The following is a 22,174-nucleotide window of genomic DNA, read 5'->3' as shown; positions in this document are numbered from 1 at the left end:
CCAATGAAATCCTTGCCCGAGATCAAGATTGTTCCCAACCGGCCAGCACTCGATGACCGCCCGCTCAACAAGCGGGTTGGCCTGATCATCCTGGCCACCGACCATACGACCGAGCCGGACTTTCACCGAATGGTGGCGAGCGAGCGCGTCGGCGTCTATGTCGCGCGCATTCCCTATGCCAACCCGACGACGCCGGAAAACCTGCGAAAAATGCAGCCGGCGCTGACGGCGGGCGCGGCCCTGATCCTGCCCGATGAGCCGCTCGATGCCATTTGCTATTCCTGCACCTCGGCCTCGGTGGTCATAGGCGATGCGGAGATCGAAGCGGCGATCCTTGCCGCCAAGCCCGGTGTGCCCGTCGTCACGCCGCCGATGGCAGGCGTGCGCGGGTTGAAAGCGTTCGGCGCCAAGCAGATCAGCATCCTCACCCCTTATACGGTAGAGACCTCTAGGCCTATGGCAACGTATTTCGCGGCGCGCGGCTTCGACATCTTGAGCTTCACCTGTCTGGGTTTCGAGGACGATCGCGAGATGGCGCGCATCGCCCCGGCAACGCTTGTCGACCTCGCGCGTAAAGCGACACACGCGCAGGCCGACGCGCTGTTCGTGTCCTGCACGGCATTGCGCGGTGCGCTCGCGGTCACCGGGATGGAACAGGCGATCGGCCGCCCGGTCGTGACCAGCAACCAGGCGACAGCCTGGAACTGTCTGCGCCTCTGCGGCGACGAGACGGAACATCCCGAATTCGGGCGTCTGATGACGCAGCCTCTGGGACAGTAAGATCATGTCCTGCGTGCACAAGCGACCCCCTCTGGCCTGCCGGCTCCGGCCCTTCGCTGCCGCTTCGGGCGTTCGTCATTCGAAAAGCCCAGCAATTGGCTTTTCGTCCGCTGCGCGGAACACTCCTTACCCCCCTCAAGGGGGAAGACTAGCTACTGCCGCGTCCTCGCAAATTGTCGACGCTGCAAGAAGGGCGGTGGCGCATGAGCCGCGGATCTCCCCCCTCGAGGGAGAGATGGCCGGCAGGCCAGAGGGGGTCGCCCCATGACGTGCGCCGTCGCCCTGGCGGACATCCGTTCCGCCCGTGACCGTATCGCCAACAAGGTCGAGCGGACGCCGACCGTACATTCCCAGAATCTCTCGCAGCACTTGGGCGTCCCGGTTTATCTCAAGCTGGAACATCGCCAGACCACCGGCAGCTTCAAATTGCGCGGCGCTTCGAACGCCGTTGCTTCACTGAGCGCCGAGGAGAAGGCGCGCGGCGTGGTCGCGGCTTCGACCGGCAATCACGGCCGGGCGCTCGCCCATGCGGCGAAGCTCGAGGGCATGCGCGCGGTGATCTGCATGTCGCGGCTGGTGCCCGGCAACAAGCTCGATGATATCCGCCGTCTGGGTGCCGAGATCCGCATTGTCGGCAACAGCCAGGATGATGCGCAGCAGGAGGTCGAGCGGCTGGTGACGCAAGAGGGGCTGGTGATGCTGCCGCCCTTCGACCATCCGGCGGTCATCGCCGGGCAAGGCACGCTTGGGCTGGAAATGATCGAGCAGGTCCCGGAGGCCGCTCTGGTTCTTGTGCCGCTGTCCGGCGGTGGCCTTGCCTCCGGCATTGCCGCTGCCATTAAAGGTGTCGGCCCCAGGACAAAGATCATTGGCGTCTCGATGGCGCGTGGCGCGGCGATGAAGGCCAGCCTCGATGCCGGCAAGCCTGTGCTCGTGGAGGAACTGCCGACGCTGGCGGATTCGCTTGGTGGCGGCATCGGCCTCGACAACCGGCTGACCTTTGCCATGTGCCGCGACCTGCTCGACGATGTCATCCTGCTCAGCGAGGAAGAGATATCCGACGGCATCCGCCATGCCTATGCGCGGGAACGCGAGATCGTCGAAGGCGCCGGTGCCGTCGGCATCGCCGCGCTGCTCGCCGGCAAGGTCACGGTGAGCGGGCCGGTGGTCGTGCTGCTCTCTGGCCGCAACATCGATATGGGCCTGCACCGGACAATCATCTGCGGTGACGCCCCATCAGCCGCGGAGCACGCCGCATGAGCCGGATGACGATCCTCACCGAGGCCGAACTGCGCAATATGGTGAGGCTCGATCTCGATGCTGTCGCTTGCGTCGAGAATGCCTTCCGCGCGCTCGCCACCTTGCCGGTGGCGATGCCGCCGATCCTGCGCCTCGATATCCCCGAGCATCGCGGCGAGGTCGATGTGAAGACCGCCTATGTGCCCGGCATCGACGGTTTTGCCATCAAGATCAGCCCCGGCTTTTTCGACAATCCGAAACTTGGCCTGCCCAGTGTCAACGGCATGATGGTGCTGCTGTCGTCGAAAACAGGTCTGGTCGAGGCGCTGCTGCTCGACAATGGCTATCTCACCGATGTCCGCACGGCTGCCGCTGGTGCGGTCGCGGCCAGACATCTGTCGCGGCAGGATTCGTCCGTCGCCGCGATCTTCGGCGCCGGCGTGCAGGCCGGGCTGCAGCTCGAAGCCCTCATGCTGGTGCGGCCGATTGCAGAAGCGCGCATCTGGGCGCGCGATGCCGCCAAGGCGGAGGCGACAGCGGGCGCCTTGCGCGAAAAGCTTGGCATCGTCGTGCGCGCCGAACCCGACGCGTCAAGGGCCGCGGCTGGCGCCGACATCATCGTCACCACCACGCCGTCGACCCAGCCGCTGATCAAGGCCGGCTTCATCTCCGCCGGGCAACACATCACCGCCATGGGCTCGGACGCCGAGCACAAGAACGAGATCGCACCGGCGATCCTGCGCATGGCCGATCTCTATGTCGCCGACAGCGCGCGCCAGACACGACGGCTGGGCGAACTCCACCATGCCATCGCGGCCGGCGTCATGGCCGCTGACGAGCAAGTGACCGAACTCGGCCAGATCATCGCCGGTGAACGGCATGGCAGGCGTTCGGCCAGCGATATCACCGTCGCCGACCTGACCGGCACAGGTGTGCAGGACACGGCGATTGCCACGCTCGCCCGCGACCGAGCCCGGGTGGCGAACGCTGGAACCGTTTTCGAAAGCTGATGCTGGCCGCAAGGCCCAACAAACGAGGAAGCAAAAGAATGCAGCCGAACCTGAAATTCTCGCGCGGCGAATATGCGGATCGCCTCGCCAAGACACGGCAAGCCATGGAGGTGAAGGGCGTCGATCTCCTGATCGTCAGCGACCCCTCCAACATGGCCTGGCTGACCGGCTATGATGGCTGGTCGTTCTACGTGCACCAGGCGGTCATCGTGCCGCCATCGGGCGAGCCGGTCTGGTACGGCCGTGGCCAGGACGCCAACGGCGCCAGGCGCACCGCCTATCTCTCGCATGACAACATCGTCGGCTATGCCGACCACTACGTGCAGTCGACCGAGCGGCACCCGATGGACTTCTTGTCCAGCGTGCTCGCCGATCGCGGCTGGGGCAAGCTCGCCATCGGCGTCGAGATGGACAATTACTGGTTCTCCGCCGCTGCCTTCGCCTCGCTGCAGAAGCATCTGCCCAATGCCCGCTTTGTCGATGCCACGGCCCTGGTCAACTGGCAGCGTGCGGTGAAGAGTGCGACCGAGATCGACTATATGCGCAAGGCCGCCCGCATCGTCGAAGCGATGCACCAGCGCATCGTCGACAAGATCGAAGTCGGCATGCGCAAATGCGATCTCGTCGCCGAAATCTATGATGCCGGCACGCGCGGCGTCGATGGCATTGGCGGCGACTATCCGGCGATCGTGCCTCTGCTGCCCTCGGGCGCCGACGCGTCGGCGCCGCACCTGACCTGGGACGACCAGCCGATGAAGCGCGGCGAGGGCACCTTCTTCGAGATCGCCGGCTGCTACAACCGTTACCATTGCCCGCTGTCGCGCACCGTCTTCCTCGGCAAGCCGACGCAGGAATTCCTCGATGCCGAGAAGGCGACGCTGGAGGGCATGGAGGCCGGGCTCGCGGCAGCCAAACCCGGCAACACCTGCGAGGATATCGCCAACGGCTTCTTCGCCGTGCTGAAGAAATACGGGATCGTCAAGGACAACCGTACCGGTTACTCGATCGGCCTATCCTATCCGCCGGACTGGGGCGAACGCACGATGAGCCTGCGTCCCGGCGACCGCACTGAGCTCAAGCCCGGCATGACCTTCCATTTCATGACCGGCCTGTGGCTGGAGACGATGGGACTGGAGATCACCGAATCCATCCTGATCACTGAAACCGGTGTAGAGTGCCTTGCCAATGTGCCGCGCAAGCTGGTGGTGAAGAATTGAAACCGATGTCCGCTCTCCGTCCATCGCCGATCGCCCCAACCGTAGATTTCGACAAGGAGGGCGTCCAGCACGGTTTCCTGCGCTTGCCCTACAGCCGCGACGATTCGGCGTGGGGCTCGGTGATGATCCCGATCTGCGTCATCCGCAACGGCAACGGACCGACGGCGCTGCTGTCCGGCGGCAACCATGGCGACGAATATGAAGGGCCGCTGGCGCTCTACGATCTCGCCCGCACACTCGACCCCAAGCATGTCAGCGGCACGGTGATCATCGTGCCGGCGATGAACTACCCGGCCTTCCGCGCCGGCACGCGGACGTCGCCGATCGACAAGGGCAACATGAACCGCACATTTCCCGGTCGGCCGGACGGCACCGTGACCGAAAAGATCGCCGACTATTTCCAGCGCGAATTGCTGCCTCGCGCCGACATCGTGTTCGACTTCCATTCCGGCGGCAGGACGCTGGACTTCGTGCCGTTCTGCGCCGCGCACACTTTGCCCGACAAGGCATTGGAGCAGAAAGCTTTCGATGCGGTCGCGGCCTTCGCTGCACCGTTCTCGATGCGCATGATCGAGATCGATGCGGTCGGCATGTACGACACGGCGGCGGAGGAAATGGGCAAGGTCTTCGTCAGCACCGAGCTTGGCGGCGGCGGCACCTCGCGTGCGCAAACCGTAGGGATCGCGCGGCGCGGCATTCTCAATGTGCTGCGCCATGCTGGCATCGTTGATGGTGCGGTCGAGAAGGGCAGAACACAATGGCTCGACATGCCATCTGGCGATTGTTTCTCCTTCTCCGAGGATGACGGCATGATCGAGACCATGGTCGATCTCGGTGAGCGTGTCCAACAAGGCGCGGTGCTGGCGCGCATCCATTCCGTTGGCCGCACCGGCATCGCCCCGCAGGAGATCAAGGCGAAGATGTCGGGCATGCTGGCGGCGCGGCATTTTCCCGGCCTGGTCAAGGCCGGCGACTGTGCTGCGGTGGTGGCGGTCAGGGTCGACTGACATCCGGAGTAAGACGGCAAGCGCCCCTCGGACGCCGGCAAGAATGCCAGGTGATGTCCGAGGCCGTCAGTCCTCAGCCGGCAGGCATGACTGCCGGCACCACTGCCCGATCACATGCCGCGACGCTCTCCGCCGCCGCCAATCCCTGATCACTCGATGATCAAAGTATCGTGCAAGCTGCCAACGAACATTCGTCGATATAGGACATTCTGTTTTGTAGCTCGACGCGATGCACGCCGTCGAACCAGGGAACATTTGCCATGTCCGATGCTCCGCGTCCCCAGACATCGAAGGACCAGACATCGAAGGGCCAGACATGGAAGGGTAAGAGGCGCTCGGTGACCGGGCTGGTGCTCGTCGCGCTTGCCAGTGGCGCGTGGATCGAACGGGGTTATCTGGCTATCTGATCCTCGGCATTCTCTATGAGAGCTACATCCACCCCCTGACCATCCTGTCCACCTTGCCGTCCGCTGGCATCGGCGCCGTGGTGGCCCTGATGCTCCTGGGCCACGATTTCAGCCTGATCGCTCTGATCGCCGTCATCCTGCTGATCGGCATCGTCAAGAAGAACGGTATCATGATGGTCGACTTCGCCATCGAGGGCGAACGCGGGGATGGGCTGTCGAGCGAGGAGGCCATCCGCCGTGCCGCTCTGATCCGCTTTCGGCCGATCATGATGACCACCATGGCGACCATGCTCGGCGCGGTTCCGCTGATGCTCTGCCACGGAACGGGATCTAAACTGCGCCAGCCGCTTGGCTCCGCCATGTTTGGCGGTCTGGCCGTCAGCCAGGCGCTGACCCCGTTCACCACGCCTGTGGTCTATCTCTATCTCGACCGCTTTTCGCGTTGGATCTCAAGGGCCCGGGGTCGTCCAGCCGCGACCAAGGTTACGCCGCAAACGGCTATTCCCAAAGGTCCTGCCGTCATTGGCGACGACTATGCCATCTAGACGCTGCCGACGCTGATAGGCCGGACTTCTGTTTCCGCGATCAACACTTTGTCACGTTTCCGTTCCATGCCATGCCGTGGGTTACGACAGCCCCATATGACTCCTGCGGGCCATGAACCGCCGGCGATGAGAGGATCATCGCGACGCGACGGGAGCAGATGGTCCGTGTTCGGAAAGCGCTATCCAATCCGCTTTCCAGTCAAAGAGGAGGCATGACCATGCGCACTTTCACACCGAGGATCATAGCAATCGCATCGCTTCTGGCGGCGGTGCCACTGTCGAGTGCTTACGCCGTGCATCGCCACAGGGTTGAACCGCAGGCGATGTCGGTTGAGGGAAGGGCGGTCCTCGACCAGTTGCAGGGCGTGAGGGAAGGAATTGTCGAGGCAAGGGATGCAAAGGCGATCACCCCCGAGCAGGAGCATGATCTGATGATACAGGCCGACAGCATCCATCGCTCGGCGGTCGGCAGCGGCGTATCCCGGGATTTGCTCAACCAGATTGAGGATCTGGATCAGCAGTTACAGCTCGATGCCGGCGGCGGCTTCTACATGGGTGACGGCGCCGATGGTGGCTACTATCCGAACGGCTGACGCAGGCCGGTTATGATCGCACGGTGCCCCAGCGCGTTGCCGGGGCGCCGGCTTTGACGCAACCCTATCGATCGGCGTCCCGCCGAGTGGCATGTGCCGCTCACACCGCCGCATCGAGCTTGACCGGTCCGCGCCTCTGTGGCGCTCGGGCTGATCGATAACGAAGCCGGTGTCGATGGCGCGTTCCTCACCGACGGGCCGTTTCAAGGTTGATCTGGCCGGCGTTCGCCATGCGGCAACTGCGCATCTGCGCAGCCCTTACGATCCGAAGGCGGGCGGGTGAAGGCGGATGTGGTCGAGGTTCTCGCGGCGGCCTAATCCGCCGACATCGAGCGCGCCATGTCGAGGAAGGCGCGCACGAGTTTGCCGCCGCTGCGTTCGCGCAGGCAGATCAGCGCTTCGTCCATCAAGGTTTCGGGAGCATCGATGGTGATCGGGACCAGTCGAGAATCCTGGCCGAATTCGGCCGCCGAGACGAAGCCGATGCCGGCGCCCGATGCGACGATTTCGCGGACGGCTTCGCGGCCCTCGGCCTCGATCGAAGGTCTGAGCTCGACCTTTGAACCTGCAGCCAGGTCTTCGAGCTTCTGGCGCGTCTTCGAGCCGCGCTCGCGCATCACCAGCGATTCCTGCGCGAGTTGCTTGAGCGTCAGTGATTTCGTCCCCGACAGCGGGTGATCGACGGAGGTGAAGGCGATGATTGGCGTCGAGTTCAGTTTCAGCACCTCGAAATCACGCCCGGCCGGCACTTCGCCAAGCACGCCGATGTCGGCATCGTAGCTGTAAAGGCTGCTGATCACCGTCTCGGTGTTGCCGGAGCGGACTGAAACCTGCACGCCGGGATAGCGAGCCCGGAAGCCGCCGAGGATGTGAAGCAGATGATGCGCGGCATCGGCGACGATGCGCAGCGTACCGGAGCGCAGCGCCCGCGACTCGGTCAGGAGTTCGAGCGCCTGCTGTTCGGTGTCGAACATGCGGTGGGTTATTTCGAGCAGCTTCTGGCCCGAATGCGTCAGCGTGACCTGTTTCTTGTTCCGGTTGAACAGCAGGACGTCATACTCTTCCTCGAGCTTGCGCACCTGGTCGGAGATGGCCGGCTGGGTCAGGAACAACGCCTCGGCGGCCCGCGAAAAACCGCCGGAGATTGCCACCTGATGAAAGGCCCGCAGCTGAACGTAACGCATCGTCTATGCCTTCGTGAACCCGAAATCACCGGCAGATTACCATAAGCCACAGTATTCAAAAGGTAGAAACGAACGATTTGGCTTATGTTAAGTCGGTCAATTTTCCCGGCTTCACAGTCGTGTCATGAGGGGCATGCAGCCTGTGCACGGAGCCCAGTGTGCTATCATCGTAAAAATCGATACTTCGATACAAAATAACGATTTTACAAATATATCGTTCGAGCCAAGAATAAAGCCACACCGAAAAAGCAGCGACCTGTCGGAGGACACCATGCTCGCCGAGACGAAATTTGCCGCAGCAAAGCCGCTGGACAAGCCTGCGCTGGGCGAGCCCTATCTTCTGACTCCGGGTCCGCTCACCACGGCCTATTCAGTCAAGCAGGCCATGCTGCGCGACTGGGGGTCGTGGGACAGCGATTTTCGCGCCATGACCGCCGACATGCGACACCGCCTGCTGGCGCTGACCGGTGACGCCAACGGCGAGTTCGACTGCGTGCCGATGCAAGGCAGCGGTTCCTTCTGCGTCGAGGCGATGCTGGGCTCGTTCGTGCCGAAGGATGGCAAGGTTCTGGTCCTGGCCAATGGCGCCTATGGTCTGCGCGCCGCCCAGACCATGCAGTATCTCAGTCGCGCCTATACGCTGATCGACAAGGGCGATTACCTGCCGCCGCGCGGTGACGAGGTGGCGGCCGCTCTTGAGGCCGACCCCGCCATCACCCATGTGATCGCCATCCATTGCGAGACCAGCTCCGGCATCCTCAACCCGGTCGCCGAGATCGCCGAGGCCGTCCATGCCAGGGGGCGCAAGCTGCTGGTCGATTCCATGAGCGCCTTCGGCGCCGTCGCGCTCGACGTCAACGAGATCCGCTACGAGGCGATGGTCTCGTCCGCCAACAAATGCATCGAGGGCGTGCCCGGCTTCGGCTTCATCATAGCCCGCAAGAGCGAGCTCGAGGCCACCAAGGGCCGCAGCCACTCGCTGTCGCTCGACGTCCATGCGCAGTGGGCGCACATGAACAAGACCGGCCAGTGGCGCTATACGCCGCCGACGCATGTCGTCGCCGCCTTCCTGGAGGCGCTGCGCCAGCATGAGGCCGAAGGCGGTGTCGCCGGTCGTGGCGCCCGTTACACCAGGAACCGCGACGTGATGGTGGCCGGTATGCGCGAGCTCGGCTTCGAGACTTTGCTCAAGGATCGCTGGCTGTCGCCGATCATCGTCACCTTCTTCAACCCGGCCCATGCCAACTTCGCCTTCGACCGCTTCTACGAGCTGATGAAGGACAAGGGGTTCATCATCTATCCGGGCAAGCTCACGGTCGTGGACTCCTTCCGTGTCGGCTGCATCGGCCAGATGGACGAGCATGTCATGCGCCGCGTCGTCGAGGCGGCGGCGCAATCACTGAAGGAAATGGGCGTCGACACCGCCGCTCCACCCGCCGCGGCTATCGCCGAGCGCGCCAAACTTGCCGCCTGAAGCGGCCAATTTCGAGGATTTTCGATGAACCAGATGTCTCCCATCAATGTCGCGGTCAACGGCCGCACCTACGCCTGGCCGCGTGTGCCGGCCATCGCCATCTGCCTTGACGGCTGCGAGCCGGCCTATCTCGATGAAGCGATCAAGGCCGGGCTGATGCCGGCCCTGGCCAGGATCAAGCAGAAGGGCACGGTGCGCATGGCGCACTCAGTCATTCCGAGCTTCACGAACCCCAACAATCTGTCGATCGCCACCGGCCGCCCGCCATCAGTGCACGGCATCTGCGGCAACTATCTCTACGAGCGCGAGACCGGCAAGGAAGTGATGATGAACGACCCGCGCTTCCTGCGCGCGCCGACCATTTTCCAGGCCTTCTACGATGCCGGCGCCAAGGTCGCGGTGGTGACCGCAAAGGACAAATTGCGCGCGCTGCTCGGCAAGGGCCTTGCCTTCGACCAGGGCCGCGCGCTGTGCTTCTCGGCCGAAAAATCGGACACCACGACCAAGGCCGAGCACGGCATCGACAACGCCTCGAAGCATTTCGGGCTGCCGGTGCCGGAGGTCTATTCGGCCGAATTGTCGGAGTTTGTCTTCGCCGCCGGCGTCCAGCTGCTGAAGGAATTCCGCCCCGACATCATGTACCTGACGACCACCGACTATGTGCAGCATAAATATGCGCCGGGCGTGCCGCAGGCCAACGCCTTCTATGAGATGTTCGACAAATACCTGACCGAGCTCGATGCGCTGGGCGCGGCCATCGTCGTCACCGCTGACCATGGCATGAAGCCCAAGCACAAGGCGGACGGTTCGCCCGCCGTCGTCTATGTCCAGGACCTTCTGGATGAATGGCTGGGCGAGAATGCCGCCCGCGTCATCCTGCCGATCACCGATCCTTATGTCGTCCACCACGGCGCGCTCGGCTCCTTCGCCACCGCCTATCTGCCTGATGGCGCCGACCAGGCCGGCATCATGGCGCGGCTGGCTGAGATCGACGGCATCATGCTGGTCGTCGACAGCCCGACGGCCTGCGAGCGTTTCGAACTGCCGGCCGACCGCATCGGCGACATCGTGCTGATCTCGACCGAGAACATGACGATCGGCACCAGCGAACACCGCCACGATCTGGCCGCGCTCAACGAACCGCTGCGCTCGCATGGCGGGCTGACCGAGCAGACGGTGCCGTTCATCGTCAATCGCGTGCTGCCGGACCTGCCGAACGAGCCGACCCTGCGCAATTTCGACGCCTTCTACTACGCCACCATGGCGGCCGCGCAGGCTTGATGGTTGAGTTGGGTCGCCGGTAGGACGTGTAGCCGTCCATGGTAGCGCTGGTCGACCCCCACTCCGCCTCGCTACGCTCGGCACCTCTCCCCCGATAGACTGGGGAGAGGAAGCGCGCTGAGCTCGCCAGCCTTGGCTCCCTTCCTCTCCCTCCGGAGGGGGGAGAGGTGGCGCCGCGAAGCGGCGACGGAGTGGGGGAAGCCATAGCCGAGACGCGATGGCCTCGCCGACAAAAGATCAATGTGCTTTCTGAGCACCGGGAACACTGAAATGACCAAGCTCGATACTTCGATCAAAGTCCGCCACGAACCGATGCGCATAGCTGGTCGCAAGGTCGACGCCGATGATGTCGTCCCGGTCCATTACCCTTACACCAATGCAGTTATCGGCACCGTGCCGGCCGGTCGCGCCGAACACGCGCGAAAAGCGTTCGAGATCGCCGCCGGCTACAAGTCGAAGCTGACGCGCTACGAGCGCCAGCAGATCCTGTTTCGCACGGCGGAAGCGCTGGCGTCGCGCCGGGAAGAAATATCCGATCTCATCACGCTCGAACTCGGCATCTCCAAGACCGACTCGCTCTATGAAGTCGGCCGTGCCTATGACGTGTTCACGCTGTCGGCGCAGATGTGCATCCAGGATGACGGCCAGATCTTCTCCTGCGACCTGACCCCGCACGGCAAGGCGCGCAAGATCTTCACCATACGCGAGCCGCTGAAGGCGATCTCCGCAATCACACCCTTCAACCATCCGCTCAACATGGTCTCGCACAAGGTGGCGCCGGCCATCGCCACCAACAATTGCGTGGTGGTGAAGCCGACCGAACTGACGCCGATGACGGCGCTTTTGCTGGCCGACATTCTCTATGAGGCTGGGTTGCCGCCGGAAATGCTGTCGGTGGTCACCGGCTGGCCGGCCGACATTGGCAACGAGATGATCACCAACGAGAACATCGACCTGATCACCTTCACCGGCGGCGTGCCGGTCGGCAAGATGATCGCCCGCACCGCGGGCTACAAGCGCCAGGTGCTGGAACTCGGCGGTAACGATCCGCTGATCATCCTCAACGATCTCTCTGACGACGATCTCGCCAAAGCGGCCGATCTCGCGGTCGCGGGTGCGACGAAAAACTCCGGCCAGCGCTGCACGGCGGTCAAGCGCATCCTCGTCCAGGAAAGCGTCGCCGACCGCTTCGTGCCACTGGTGCTGGAGCGGGCGAAGAAGATCCGCTTCGGCGACCCGATGGACCGATCGACCGACCTTGGCACCGTGGTGCACGAAAAGGCTGCTGCACTGTTCGAAGCGCGCGTTCACATGGCGGCCGAGCAAGGTGCCGAAATCCTCTACAATCCGGGCCGGAAGGGCGCGCTGCTGCCGCCGATCGTCGTCGATCGCGTGCCGCACACATCCGAACTGGTGATGGAAGAGACGTTCGGGCCGATCATCCCGATCGTGCGGGCGCCGGACGATGACGAGGCGCTGATCGCGCTGTCCAATTCGACCGCCTTCGGCCTGTCGTCGGGCGTCTGCACCAACTCGTTTCCCCGCATGCAGAAATACATTGCCGGGCTGCAGGTCGGCACGGTCAACATCTGGGAAGTGCCGGGCTACCGCATCGAGATGTCGCCCTTCGGCGGTATCAAGGATTCGGGCAATGGCTACAAGGAAGGCGTCATCGAGGCGATGAAGAGCTATACCAATGTGAAGACATTTTCACTGCCCTGGTCCTGAACGGACCACTTGGCTGGCAGAACAACCGAGGGGGCGTTCCACGCTCCCTCATTCGCGTTTGGGAGACGGTGATGGCCGCGATAGCTGAGCTTGTGCATACCGAAGGCGATTCCAACACAACGGCGGCGCGCGGCCGCTGGGATGCCGGACAGGACGATCCCCGGATCCGCGGCCTGCTTGATCGCGACGCGGCCGCCTTCATGCACCAGAGCCTGTCCAGCCCCTGTCTTTCGACGATCGCCAAGGCTGAGGGAATCTGGATCGAGGACACCGCCGGCCGCCGCTTCATGGATTTCCATGGCAACAGCGTGCATCACCTCGGCTATGGCCATCCAAGGCTGGTCGCCGCGATCAAGGCGCAGCTCGATGACCTCTGCTTCGCGCCACGCCGATTCACCTGCGAGCCGGCCGTCGAACTGGCGGAGAGGCTGGCCGTGCTGGCGCCCGGCGATCTCGGCAAGGTGCTGTTCACCACCGGCGGCTCGGACGCGATCGAGGTCGCGCTGAAGATCGCGCGCGCCGCGACCGGCCGCTTCAAGACGGTGTCGTTCTGGGATGCCTTCCACGGCGCCGGCTTCGGTGCGGCAAGCGTCGGCGGCGAGGCGACCTTCCGCTCGCACATCGCCGGCCCGATGATGACCGGCACCGAGCATGTCGCGCCCTGGGACGGCTATCGCTGCCCCTATGGTCACGATTCCCTGGAAGCGTCGGGGCTCGCTTGCGCCAACATGATCGCCTATGTGCTTGGCCGCGAGCAGGATGTGGCGGCGGTCGTCGCCGAGCCGATGCGCGCGACGCCCAACCCGCCGCCGTCCGGCTTCTGGAAACGGGTGCGCGAGGCCTGCGACCGGCATGGCACGCTGCTGATCTTCGACGAGATTCCGACCGGGCTTGGCAAGACCGGCAAGTTCTTCGCCCACGAGCATGATGGCGTGACGCCCGACATCGTCGTTCTCGGCAAGTCGCTGGGCGGCGGCATCCTGCCGATCGCCGCCGTCATCGCGCGCGGCGATCTCGACGTCACCGGCGGCTTCGCCATCGGCCACTACACCCATGAAAAGAACCCGGTAACGACACGCGCGGCACTGACGACGATCGACATCATCCTGGAAGAAGGGCTGGTCGAGCGCGCCGCGGAACTCGGTCGGCATATGCTGGGCCGCATGCAGGATCTGATGGCGCGTTCGCCTCATGTCGGCGACGTCAGGGGCAGGGGGCTTATGGTCGGTGTCGAGCTCGTCGAGGACCGCGCCACGCGCCAGCCGGCACGCGACCTCGCCGAACGTGTCTTCTATGCGTGCCTGGAGCAGGGGCTGAGCTTCAAGGTCAGCCAGGGCAACGTGCTGACGCTGTCGCCGCCGCTGGTCATTTCGAAAACGGATCTCGACCGCGCGCTCGACATCGTCGAACACGCCGTACTGGCGGCCTGACCATGAAGGCCGTTCGCACCGACAGGGAACTCGAATGCCCAGGCATCGATGCGGGCTTGCGGGCGAGGGGCGTTGAACTGGTGACGCTGCCGGACGGTATTCCTGAGGCCGATCTCATGGAAGCGGTCGCTGACGCCGATCTGCTGCTGATGTGCTACACGCCGATCACCGCTGGGGTGATCGAGGCGGCGCCTAGATTGAAAGGCATCGTCAAATATGGCGTCGGCATCGATGCCATCGACATCCCTGCAGCGATGCGGCGCGGCATTCCCGTCGTCAACGTGCCTGAATATGCCGAGGAAACCGTAGCCGAGGGCGCCTTCGCGCTGATGATCGCACTCGCCAAGCGGCTGCCTGCCGTCACGGCGGCGGTGTCGCGCGATGGCTGGGTCTGGCCCGAACGGCGCTGGCTGGGACGCGATATTTCCGGCGCCACGCTTGGGCTGGTCGGTTGTGGCAAGATCGGCCGCAGCATGGCGCGCATGGCCGGGCAGGGGTTTCGCGCTCGCATTCTCGGCTTCGATCCCGGTGTCGATGCCACAACGATGCACGCTGCCGGCATCGAGAAGGTCGACGACCTCCACAGCATGCTTCGTGCCTGCGACTTTGTTTCCATCCATTGCGTGCTGAACGACAGGACGCGCGGCCTGATCGGCAAGGCCGAACTCGCTTGCCTGAAGCCTTCAGCCATCATCGTCAACGTCTCGCGTGGCGCGCTGATCGACGAGGTCGCGCTTGTCGAGGCTGTCACATCGGGGCGCATTGGCGGCGCCGGGCTCGATGTCTATTCGGTGGAGCCACTGACGACGTCAGGCCACCCGATGAGCGCGCTTTTCGGTCGCGACAATGTGATCCTTTTTCCGCATCTCACCTTCTTCACGCATGAGGCGATGCGCCGGCTGGAAGAGGACACACTCGCCCGCTGCTTCGAGGTTCTCGAGGGCCGGCCGGTGACTGTCCGCTCGTCGGATCCACGGCTACGGGCGCAGACGACGGGCGTGTCCTTCCGCTGAACGCCGCCGTTTTCCATCGTCATTTCAAGTGCTTCGAGCGTCTTCGGATATGCCCGCAATGCGGATGCGACAGTTCCATGACAAGTATCAGAGGAACTTTGTCTGTCATAAAATAAATAGATTTTACTTATCGATCCCCAGTCATCAGAGTTGTCACAACGACGACATCCAACCGGCGCAACGTGGGCAAGCAGATCCACCGCCGATCGTCCTAGTGCATCGAAGAATGTGCCTACAATCAAAGGGGAACTGAGCCATGAAATCACGAAATACAGCTATATTGGTGGCTTTCGCCGCCGCGCTCTCCGCCTCGGCGGCTCTTGTCGGACCGGCGCTCGCCGACGGCGTCGTCACCATCTATTCCGCCGACGGCCTGCATGACGGCAACGGCAGCTGGTACGAGACCGAATTCGCCGCCTTCACCAAGGCGACCGGCATCAAGGTGCAGTATATCGAGGCGGGTTCGGGCGGTGTCGTCGAGCGCGTCGCCAAGGAGAAGTCGAACCCTCAGGCCGACGTCCTGGTGACCTTGCCGCCCTTCGTCCAGCGCGCTGCCGCCGACGGCTTGCTGCAGGACTACAAGCCGGAGGCTGCCTCGCAGATCGATGGCGGCACCGACAAGTACCGGCCGCTGGTCAACAACTACATGAATTTCATCTACAACAGCGCCGTGCTTTCGGAAGCGCCGAAGAGCTACACCGACCTGCTCGCCCCCAAGTTCAAGGGCAAGATCCAGTATTCGACCCCCGGCCAGGCTGGCGACGGCACGGCCGTCATGCTGCAGATCATCCACGCCTTCGGTGGCGAGGATGCCGGCTTCGGCTTCATGAAGAAGCTGCAGGACAACAATGTCGGTCCATCCGCCTCTACCGGCAAGCTGACAGCGCTGGTGAACAAGGGCGAGCTTCATGTCGCCAACGGTGACCTGCAGATGAACATGTCGCAGATGGCCGACAATCCCAACATCAAGGTGTTCTGGCCGGCTGGCCCGGATGGCGTGCGCTCTACCTTCGCGCTGCCCTATGAGATCGGCCTGGTGACGGGCGCTCCCAATGGCGACAACGGCAAGAAGCTGATCGATTTCCTGCTTTCCAAGGAAGCGCAGTCGACGGTAAGCTCCATTGCCATCGGCATGCCCGCCCGCAAGGACGTGACGCCGAGCGACGCGAACTTCGCCAAGTTGCAGGATGCGATGAAGGGCGTGACGATATGGTCTCCGAATTGGGACGACGCGTTGCGCAAGCTTCCCGCCTACGTCAAGAAGTGGAACGAAGCGACCGGCAGTTGATCTCCAAAGGAAACAACCCGGAGAGCTCCGCCATGTCGGCTGTCGCCTTCACAGGTACCAGTGTCATGGACATCGACGCCGCGAAGGTTCGCGGCGCCGGTTCCAATGTTCACTTCGACAAGGTCAGCGTCGCCTATGGCGCGCATGTCGTCCTGCACCCGCTGACCCTGGATATTGCGCCGGGCGAAATCCTGGCCATGATCGGCCCGTCCGGCTCAGGCAAGACGACCGCCCTGCGTGCCGTGGCCGGTTTCGTGCGGCCCGCAAGCGGGCGGATCCGCATCGGCACGACCGACGTGACCGATCTGCCGCCCTACGAGCGCGGTCTCGGCATGGTGGTGCAGAACTACGCATTGTTTCCGCATATGCGGGTCGAGGACAACGTTGCCTTCGGGCTCAGGGCGCAAGGCGCTGAGAAGGCGCTGATCGCCGAGCGGGTCAAGGAAGCGCTCGCCACCGTCGGCATGTCGGCCTATGCGACGCGTTATCCGCGCGAGCTTTCGGGCGGACAGCAGCAGCGTGTTGCCATTGCAAGGGCGCTCGCCGTACGGCCGCGCGTGCTTCTGCTCGACGAGCCGCTTTCGGCGCTCGACGCGCAGATCCGCCGCAACATGGTCGAGGAGATCGCCCGTCTGCACCGCAACCTGCCGGGCCTGACCATCCTCTATGTCACCCACGACCAGACGGAAGCGCTGACGCTTGCCGACAAGATCGCCATCATGCGGGACGGTTCGGTCTGTTCGCATGGGCCGACGGCCGAACTCTACCAGCGTCCGCCCAACCGTTTCACCGCGGAGTTTCTCGGCCGTGCCAATCTCCTGCCGGTGACCGTTTCCGAAGCCGCTGGGTCGAAGGGTTTTGCCACGGCAAGGCATGGCGATGCGGTGCTCACGGGTGCTGGCCGCAACGAGAAGGCCGGCGACAAGAGCCTGCTGTGCATTCGTCCCCAGCATCTCAGCCTGACGGCCGACAGCGAGCATACCAACCGGATCGTCGGCACGCTGAAGGAAGTGCATTGGCAGGGCGAACTCACCCATCTCGTGCTCGATGTCGACGGCACGCCCGTGCGTGCCTCGGCGACAAGGCTGCCGATCGCCTTGCCCGAGGCGGGCGCCAAGGTGCCGCTCTTCTTTGCACCCGCCGACACATCGCTTGTTCCGGAAGACGCCGGTGTCTGAGGCCGTCGCCGCTGCCGCGCCGGGCGTCAGGAGAGAACCCGGCAAATTCTGGATCGTGCCGCCCGCGGCACTGCTGACGCTGCTGTTCTTCTACCCGCTGGCGCTCATTGCCCGGCAGGCCTTCCTCGACGACAGCGGCGTTGCCAATGCTGCCGAAGTCATCAGCGTCCTGCATTCGCGCTTCTTCCTCAATGCGCTGATCAACACGGTGACGATCTCGGTTGCCGCGACAGCCGGATGCCTGATCGTCGGCCTCGTGCTGGCGCTGATCCTGGCCTTCGTGCCGTTTCCCGGCAGCGGCTTCATCGCCCGGCTGATCGACACTTTCATCGCACTGCCGACCTTCCTGGTCACGCTCGCCTTCACCTTTCTCTACGGCTCCGCCGGCATGCTCAATGCCGGACTGATGGAAGCCTTCTCGTTGCCGCTGCCTCCCGTCGATTTCCTCTATTCGACCTGGGGCGTGGTGCTGGCCGAAGTCACCGTCTACACGCCCTTCATCCTGCGGCCGCTGCTCGCCGCCTTTTCGCTGGTCGATCGCGGCCAGATCGAGGCGGCAAGCGTGCTTGGCGCGCGGCCGTTCCGCATTGTCCGGCAGGTCATCATGCCGGCGGCCATTCCCGCGCTCATTGCCGGCGGCAGTCTGTGCCTGCTTTTGACGGTCAACGAATTCGGCATCGTGCTGTTCATCGGCGCCAAGGGCGTCATTACCTTGCCGCTGCTGATCTACAGCAAGGCGATCCAGGAATCGGCCTATCAGGTCGCTTGCATCATCGCCGTGATCAACGTCGCGCTGTCGCTAGGCCTGTTCGGGCTCTATCGCCTGGCCGCCGGCCGGTTGGGAGCCTAGTCATGCTGGTCTGGTCGCGGCCCGGTCGCATTGTCCTGTGGGTGCTCTTCGCGCTGCTGTTCGGCGTGCTGTTCCTGGCGCCGCTCGCCGTCATCCTGCTGTCCAGCCTTGCCGACCAATGGAACGGCGTGCTGCCGCGCGGCCTGACGACGGAGCACTATAGCGATGTCATCAGCGGTGCCGCCGGCGACTCGGTCAAGGCCAGCCTGATCACCGGCTTCCTGGCCAGCGCGCTGGCGCTGGTCAGCGGCACCTGGGCGGCGCTGTCGCTTCGTCTTCAGGGGCCCTCCCTGAAGCGGCTGCTCGGCCTGCTGTTCTTCATTCCCAGCGCCGTGCCTTCGGTGTCCGTCGGCCTCGGCCTGCTGGTTGCCTTCAGCCATCCGCCGCTGCTGCTCAACGGCACGGTGGCGATCGTGCTGATCGCGCATTTCGTGCTGATCTCGGCCTTCACCTTCGGCAATGTCTCGGCCGGCCTGGCACGGCTTTCGCCCGACTTCGAGCAGGTCGCGTCGAGCCTCGGCGCGAAGCCGACCTATCGGCTCTGGCATGTCACGCTGCCGCTGCTCGCGCCCTATCTGGTCGCGGCCTTCGGCCTGAGCTTCGCGCTGTCCATGGGCGAACTCGGCGCCACCGTGATGGTCTATCCGCCGGGCTGGGTGACGCTGCCGGTATCGATCTTCAGCCTCACCGACCGCGGCGACATTTTTGCCGGAGCGGCACTGACCATGATCCTGGTGGTGGCGACGCTGGCCCTGCTGCTCGGACTGGAGCGTATCACGGCGCGCGCGACCGGCACGTAAGGGCGGGCCCTGATCTGAAGCCGTCGGCTATCGGGGTTGGCGCTGCGCGGGGTCGTAGAAGAACGTCTCCTGCGCGACGAATTCTCCCTCCCAACGCTGGTAGGCCAGTTCCTCCATATGCGTGGCGGTCCCGTCCTTCCATTCGAAGTGGAATACCCAGCGGATCACCACGTGGTCGCCATTGACGAACACAGGCCGCACGCACCGGGATTCCATCGTCTTGACCCTGGCCATGACGTTGCGTTCATTCGCGACATGCGCATCCCGACCCACGCGAGGCGGGGCCTGGTTCTCCTGCATGGTCGAGTCTACCGTGTAGAACTGTTCGACGGCTTCGATGTGGTCGTTCCGTTCGACGCAGGCGATGAATCTTTCGAGGGTTTCGGCGCTGGGCATGTCTGACCTCTAGGGGCTGGATCGATCAAGGCCGCACGCCTCTTGCTGCCGGTCCGGCACGCGGTCTGTATCAGGCATATAGGGCTGCCCAGAGGCCGAAGAAGACATCCAGGAAAATCAGATTTTGGTCCAGCGCGGTGCGCTCTGCGGCTGCTGCGCAAAATCATTTGTCGGCAATGCTCTCCCTGCTTGACTCCTGCCGTCAGGCCTTTAAGACATATCATATGAATAGTATGAAGAATAAAAAGTCCTTCAGTACGGCGCGAACGTCGCGGATCGCCGTCGCTGTTTCCAGCGGCTCGACGGCACTGCATGCAACAGTTGTCGAGCAGATCGGACTGCGCATCGTGCAAGGCGATTTCCTGCCGGGCGAAGCGCTGCCCAATGCCGACGATTCCAGCGAAATGCTGGGCGTCAGCCGCACCGTGCTGCGCGAAGCGATCAAGGTTCTGGCAGGCAAGGGGCTCGTCGAGTCGCGTCCGAAGACCGGCACCAGGGTGCGTCCCCGCGCCGACTGGAATTTCCTCGACCCGGACGTGCTGTCGTGGCGCTACGCGGCTGGCGTCAGCGACGAGGATGTCAGGGCGCTGTTCGAGCTGCGCCGGGCCATCGAGCCGATGTCGGCGGCGCTCGCTGCCCAGCGCGCCACGCCTGGGCAGATTGCCGAGATCCATGCCGCACTCGCCGACATGGAAGCTTTCAGCGACGACGGCGACCGCTTCGCCAAGCCCGACCTGGTGTTCCACCAGACCATTTTGCGCATGACCGGCAACGAGCTGATCGGCTCGCTGGCGGCACTCGTCGAAACCGCGCTGGTCATGAGCTTTCGCCTCTCCAACGACAATCCGGAAGGGCAGCGCCATTCGTTGCCGCTGCACCGGGAAGTGGCAGAGAAGATCGCCGCCGGCGACGGTCCGGGCGCGCAGAAGGCGCTGCTCGTGCTCATCGACAATGCCGAGGAAGACGTGCGCCGCAGCGTCGAAAACCGCAACAAGCGCCGCAAGGATCGGGAACAGCAGTCGTGACGGAAGAAAAGCGCAAGCTGCGTTCAGCGGCATGGTTTGGCGGCGAGGGCAAGAATGCCTTCATGCACCGCAGCTGGATGAAGAACCAGGGCATTCCCGGCGACGAGTTCGACGGTCGTCCGGTGATCGGCATCTGCAACACATGGTCGGAATTGACCCCTTGCAATGCCCATCTGCGCGGGCTGGCCGAACACGTCAAGCGCGGCGTCTATGAGGCTGGCGGCCTGCCGCTCGAATTCCCGGTGATGTCGCTGGGCGAAAGCAATATGCGCCCGACCGCCATGCTGTTTCGCAATCTCGCCAGCATGGACGTCGAGGAATCGATCCGCGCCAATCCGATCGACGGCGTCATTCTGCTGGCCGGGTGCGACAAGACCACACCAGCACTGCTGATGGGGGCTGCCTCCTGCAACCTGCCGACCATCACCGTTTCGGGCGGTCCGATGCTCAACGGCAAGTTCCGTGGCCAGGATATCGGCTCGGGCACGCATGTCTGGAAATTCGCCGAGGAAGTGAAGGCGGGCCGCATGCCGGTCGCTGACTTCCTCGCGGCCGAGCAAGGCCAGAGCCGGTCGGCGGGCAGCTGCATGACCATGGGCACGGCCTCCACCATGGCCAGCATGGTCGAGGCACTCGGCATCGGCATGCCCGACAATGCGGCGATCCCGGCGGTGGATTCCCGTCGTGGCGTGCTGGCCCATCTGGCCGGTCGCCGCATCGTCGATCTCGTCAACAAGGATGTGACTATTTCGCAGATCCTGACCAAGGCGGCCTTCGAGAATGCCATTCGCGTCAATGGCGCCATCGGTGGCTCGACCAATGCGGTGTTGCATCTCATCGCTATCGCGCGCCGGGTCGGTGTGGATCTCAGCCTTGACGACTGGGATCGCCTGGGACGTGGCATACCGACGATCGTCGACCTGATGCCATCGGGCCGGTTCCTGATGGAAGATTTCTACTACGCCGGGGGGCTGGCTGCGGTCATGGCGTCGCTTGATGGGGCGGGGCTGCTTCAACGCGACGTCATGACCGTTAGTGGAAAGACCATCGGCGAACTGGTCGATGGCGCCCCCAACTACAATCATGAGGTGATCCGGCCACTGGAAAATCCGCTGACCGAGGAGGGCGGCATATCGATCCTGCGCGGCAACCTCGCGCCCAACGGAGCGGTCATAAAGCCGTCGGCGGCCACGGCTGAATTGATGCAGCATCGCGGCAAGGCCGTCGTGTTCGAGAACATCGAGCACTACTATGCCCGCATCGACGATCCCAACCTGGATATCGACGCGTCCTCGGTGATGGTGCTGAAGAATTGCGGCCCGCGCGGTTATCCCGGCATGGCCGAGGTTGGCAACATGCCGCTGCCGGCGAAGCTGCTCAAGCAGGGTGTCTCCGACATGGTGCGCATCTCCGACGCGCGCATGAGCGGTACCGCCTATGGCACCGTGGTTCTGCACGTCGCCCCCGAAGCGGCGGCAGGCGGTGTGCTGGCACTGGTGCGCGATGGCGATCTTATCGAATTGGATGTCGCCGGCCGCCGCCTGGAGCTTCTGGTTCCGGACGAGGAACTCGCGATCCGACGCCGCGACTGGACGCCGCCGACGCCACCTGTAGGCGGCTACCAGAGCCTCTATGTCGAGCGCGTCCTGCAGGCCGATGCAGGCTGTGATTTCGACTTCCTCGTGGGACGCCGCGATGCCGGCATCCCTCGGCATTCCCACTAGACGGA

At 63.8% G+C, this 22,174-nt stretch carries 20 protein-coding genes and 1 pseudogene; 19 read left to right on the top strand and 2 right to left on the bottom strand.

The window, feature by feature from the left end:
- Positions 1 to 3: 3 nt before the first annotated feature.
- From eutA to ABVQ20_RS14290, 8 genes and pseudogenes are all read left to right on the top strand, one after another.
- Positions 4 to 780: an ectoine utilization protein EutA gene (eutA, locus tag ABVQ20_RS14325; protein WP_354460161.1), complete on the top strand. Its 777-nt coding sequence runs from the start codon at positions 4 to 6 to the stop codon at positions 778 to 780.
- A gap of 264 nt (positions 781 to 1,044) precedes the next feature.
- A complete protein-coding gene (gene eutB / locus ABVQ20_RS14320; protein ID WP_354460160.1) occupies positions 1,045 to 2,040 on the top strand; it encodes a hydroxyectoine utilization dehydratase EutB in 996 nt (331 codons plus the stop codon).
- Complete coding sequence (gene eutC / locus ABVQ20_RS14315; RefSeq protein WP_354460159.1) at positions 2,037 to 3,029, top strand: ectoine utilization protein EutC; 993 nt, start codon at positions 2,037 to 2,039, stop codon at positions 3,027 to 3,029. Before eutB ends, eutC begins: the two co-directional genes overlap by 4 nt.
- Positions 3,030 to 3,067: 38 nt before the next feature.
- On the top strand, positions 3,068 to 4,246 hold the full coding sequence (doeA, locus tag ABVQ20_RS14310) for an ectoine hydrolase DoeA (protein WP_354460158.1): 1,179 nt from the start codon (positions 3,068 to 3,070) through the stop codon (positions 4,244 to 4,246).
- 5 nt (positions 4,247 to 4,251) lie between these two features.
- Positions 4,252 to 5,253, top strand: coding sequence for a N(2)-acetyl-L-2,4-diaminobutanoate deacetylase DoeB (gene doeB, locus ABVQ20_RS14305; protein WP_354460156.1), 1,002 nt, complete (start codon positions 4,252 to 4,254; stop codon positions 5,251 to 5,253).
- A gap of 260 nt (positions 5,254 to 5,513) precedes the next feature.
- Positions 5,514 to 5,660: a hypothetical protein gene (locus tag ABVQ20_RS14300; RefSeq protein WP_354460154.1), complete on the top strand. Its 147-nt coding sequence runs from the start codon at positions 5,514 to 5,516 to the stop codon at positions 5,658 to 5,660.
- A pseudogene (locus ABVQ20_RS14295) lies at positions 5,654 to 6,205 on the top strand (efflux RND transporter permease subunit); the annotation flags it as partial. The gene ABVQ20_RS14300 and the pseudogene ABVQ20_RS14295, both read left to right, overlap by 7 nt.
- A 218-nt stretch (positions 6,206 to 6,423) precedes the next feature.
- Positions 6,424 to 6,798, top strand: coding sequence for a hypothetical protein (locus ABVQ20_RS14290; RefSeq protein WP_354460153.1), 375 nt, complete (start codon positions 6,424 to 6,426; stop codon positions 6,796 to 6,798).
- A 314-nt stretch (positions 6,799 to 7,112) separates the two neighbouring features.
- Here ABVQ20_RS14290 and ABVQ20_RS14285 read toward each other — a convergent pair whose 3' ends face one another.
- The gene (locus ABVQ20_RS14285; protein ID WP_354460151.1) at positions 7,113 to 7,982 is read right to left on the bottom strand and encodes a LysR substrate-binding domain-containing protein; all 870 of its coding nucleotides are present in this window, start codon (positions 7,980 to 7,982) and stop codon (positions 7,113 to 7,115) included.
- Positions 7,983 to 8,253: 271 nt separating this feature from the next.
- On the opposite strand from ABVQ20_RS14285, the gene ABVQ20_RS14280 reads away from it, so the two are divergent.
- From ABVQ20_RS14280 to ABVQ20_RS14240, 9 genes are all read left to right on the top strand, one after another.
- Entirely contained in the window at positions 8,254 to 9,456 is a 1,203-nt protein-coding gene (locus ABVQ20_RS14280) for a 2-aminoethylphosphonate--pyruvate transaminase (protein ID WP_354460150.1), read from the top strand.
- A 24-nt stretch (positions 9,457 to 9,480) separates the two neighbouring features.
- Positions 9,481 to 10,737 carry a phosphonoacetate hydrolase gene (gene phnA / locus ABVQ20_RS14275; RefSeq protein WP_354460149.1) on the top strand — a complete coding sequence of 419 codons (1,257 nt, stop codon included), beginning with the start codon at positions 9,481 to 9,483 and terminating at the stop codon, positions 10,735 to 10,737.
- Positions 10,738 to 11,007: 270 nt separating this feature from the next.
- Positions 11,008 to 12,465, top strand: a complete 1,458-nt coding sequence (gene phnY, locus ABVQ20_RS14270; protein WP_354460147.1) for a phosphonoacetaldehyde dehydrogenase — start codon at positions 11,008 to 11,010, stop codon at positions 12,463 to 12,465.
- A 71-nt stretch (positions 12,466 to 12,536) separates the two neighbouring features.
- On the top strand, positions 12,537 to 13,895 hold the full coding sequence (pbfA, locus tag ABVQ20_RS14265) for a (R)-1-hydroxy-2-aminoethylphosphonate ammonia-lyase (RefSeq protein ID WP_354460146.1): 1,359 nt from the start codon (positions 12,537 to 12,539) through the stop codon (positions 13,893 to 13,895).
- A 2-nt stretch (positions 13,896 to 13,897) separates the two neighbouring features.
- Entirely contained in the window at positions 13,898 to 14,908 is a 1,011-nt protein-coding gene (locus ABVQ20_RS14260; protein WP_354460145.1) for an NAD(P)-dependent oxidoreductase, read from the top strand.
- 256 nt (positions 14,909 to 15,164) lie between these two features.
- Entirely contained in the window at positions 15,165 to 16,196 is a 1,032-nt protein-coding gene (locus tag ABVQ20_RS14255) for a 2-aminoethylphosphonate ABC transporter substrate-binding protein (RefSeq protein WP_354460144.1), read from the top strand.
- Between the two features lie 32 nt (positions 16,197 to 16,228).
- Entirely contained in the window at positions 16,229 to 17,374 is a 1,146-nt protein-coding gene (locus tag ABVQ20_RS14250; RefSeq protein WP_354460143.1) for an ABC transporter ATP-binding protein, read from the top strand.
- Positions 17,367 to 18,224 (top strand): 2-aminoethylphosphonate ABC transporter permease subunit, encoded by an 858-nt coding sequence (locus ABVQ20_RS14245; protein ID WP_354460142.1) that lies wholly within the window; start codon positions 17,367 to 17,369, stop codon positions 18,222 to 18,224. The genes ABVQ20_RS14250 and ABVQ20_RS14245 overlap by 8 nt, the downstream gene beginning before the upstream one ends.
- Positions 18,225 to 18,226: 2 nt before the next feature.
- Entirely contained in the window at positions 18,227 to 19,024 is a 798-nt protein-coding gene (locus tag ABVQ20_RS14240) for an ABC transporter permease subunit (RefSeq protein WP_354460141.1), read from the top strand.
- Positions 19,025 to 19,051: 27 nt separating this feature from the next.
- Here the strand turns inward: ABVQ20_RS14240 and ABVQ20_RS14235 are convergent, their stop codons facing one another.
- On the bottom strand, positions 19,052 to 19,420 hold the full coding sequence (locus tag ABVQ20_RS14235) for a nuclear transport factor 2 family protein (RefSeq protein ID WP_354460140.1): 369 nt from the start codon (positions 19,418 to 19,420) through the stop codon (positions 19,052 to 19,054).
- Between the two features lie 233 nt (positions 19,421 to 19,653).
- Here ABVQ20_RS14235 and ABVQ20_RS14230 point away from each other — a divergent pair, with 233 nt between their 5' ends.
- Both ABVQ20_RS14230 and ABVQ20_RS14225 read left to right on the top strand, forming a co-directional pair.
- Positions 19,654 to 20,445, top strand: a complete 792-nt coding sequence (locus ABVQ20_RS14230) for a FadR/GntR family transcriptional regulator (RefSeq protein ID WP_354460139.1) — start codon at positions 19,654 to 19,656, stop codon at positions 20,443 to 20,445.
- Complete coding sequence (locus ABVQ20_RS14225; RefSeq protein ID WP_354460138.1) at positions 20,442 to 22,169, top strand: IlvD/Edd family dehydratase; 1,728 nt, start codon at positions 20,442 to 20,444, stop codon at positions 22,167 to 22,169. The genes ABVQ20_RS14230 and ABVQ20_RS14225 overlap by 4 nt, the downstream gene beginning before the upstream one ends.
- Positions 22,170 to 22,174 lie beyond the last annotated feature (5 nt).

The sequence above is a fragment of the Mesorhizobium shangrilense genome, assembly GCF_040537815.1.
Taxonomy (GTDB): Bacteria; Pseudomonadota; Alphaproteobacteria; order Rhizobiales; family Rhizobiaceae; genus Mesorhizobium; species Mesorhizobium shangrilense.
This window is presented reverse-complemented; position numbering and strand designations above follow the sequence as displayed.

What these genes read in the sequence shown, in the direction of transcription:
- phnY (WP_354460147.1), top strand. Translation starts at nt 11,008, where the DNA reads ATGACCAAGCTCGATACTTCGATCAAAGTCCGCCACGAACCGATGCGC.
- ABVQ20_RS14230 (WP_354460139.1), top strand. Translation starts at nt 19,654, where the DNA reads ATGAAGAATAAAAAGTCCTTCAGTACGGCGCGAACGTCGCGGATCGCC.
- eutA (WP_354460161.1), top strand. Translation starts at nt 4, where the DNA reads ATGAAATCCTTGCCCGAGATCAAGATTGTTCCCAACCGGCCAGCACTC.
- pbfA (WP_354460146.1), top strand. Translation starts at nt 12,537, where the DNA reads ATGGCCGCGATAGCTGAGCTTGTGCATACCGAAGGCGATTCCAACACA.
- ABVQ20_RS14280 (WP_354460150.1), top strand. Translation starts at nt 8,254, where the DNA reads ATGCTCGCCGAGACGAAATTTGCCGCAGCAAAGCCGCTGGACAAGCCT.
- ABVQ20_RS14290 (WP_354460153.1), top strand. Translation starts at nt 6,424, where the DNA reads ATGCGCACTTTCACACCGAGGATCATAGCAATCGCATCGCTTCTGGCG.
- eutC (WP_354460159.1), top strand. Translation starts at nt 2,037, where the DNA reads ATGAGCCGGATGACGATCCTCACCGAGGCCGAACTGCGCAATATGGTG.
- ABVQ20_RS14240 (WP_354460141.1), top strand. Translation starts at nt 18,227, where the DNA reads ATGCTGGTCTGGTCGCGGCCCGGTCGCATTGTCCTGTGGGTGCTCTTC.
- doeA (WP_354460158.1), top strand. Translation starts at nt 3,068, where the DNA reads ATGCAGCCGAACCTGAAATTCTCGCGCGGCGAATATGCGGATCGCCTC.
- ABVQ20_RS14255 (WP_354460144.1), top strand. Translation starts at nt 15,165, where the DNA reads ATGAAATCACGAAATACAGCTATATTGGTGGCTTTCGCCGCCGCGCTC.
- phnA (WP_354460149.1), top strand. Translation starts at nt 9,481, where the DNA reads ATGAACCAGATGTCTCCCATCAATGTCGCGGTCAACGGCCGCACCTAC.
- ABVQ20_RS14250 (WP_354460143.1), top strand. Translation starts at nt 16,229, where the DNA reads ATGTCGGCTGTCGCCTTCACAGGTACCAGTGTCATGGACATCGACGCC.
- eutB (WP_354460160.1), top strand. Translation starts at nt 1,045, where the DNA reads ATGACGTGCGCCGTCGCCCTGGCGGACATCCGTTCCGCCCGTGACCGT.
- ABVQ20_RS14285 (WP_354460151.1), bottom strand. Translation starts at nt 7,982, where the DNA reads ATGCGTTACGTTCAGCTGCGGGCCTTTCATCAGGTGGCAATCTCCGGC.
- doeB (WP_354460156.1), top strand. Translation starts at nt 4,252, where the DNA reads ATGTCCGCTCTCCGTCCATCGCCGATCGCCCCAACCGTAGATTTCGAC.
- ABVQ20_RS14260 (WP_354460145.1), top strand. Translation starts at nt 13,898, where the DNA reads ATGAAGGCCGTTCGCACCGACAGGGAACTCGAATGCCCAGGCATCGAT.
- ABVQ20_RS14300 (WP_354460154.1), top strand. Translation starts at nt 5,514, where the DNA reads ATGTCCGATGCTCCGCGTCCCCAGACATCGAAGGACCAGACATCGAAG.
- ABVQ20_RS14235 (WP_354460140.1), bottom strand. Translation starts at nt 19,420, where the DNA reads ATGCCCAGCGCCGAAACCCTCGAAAGATTCATCGCCTGCGTCGAACGG.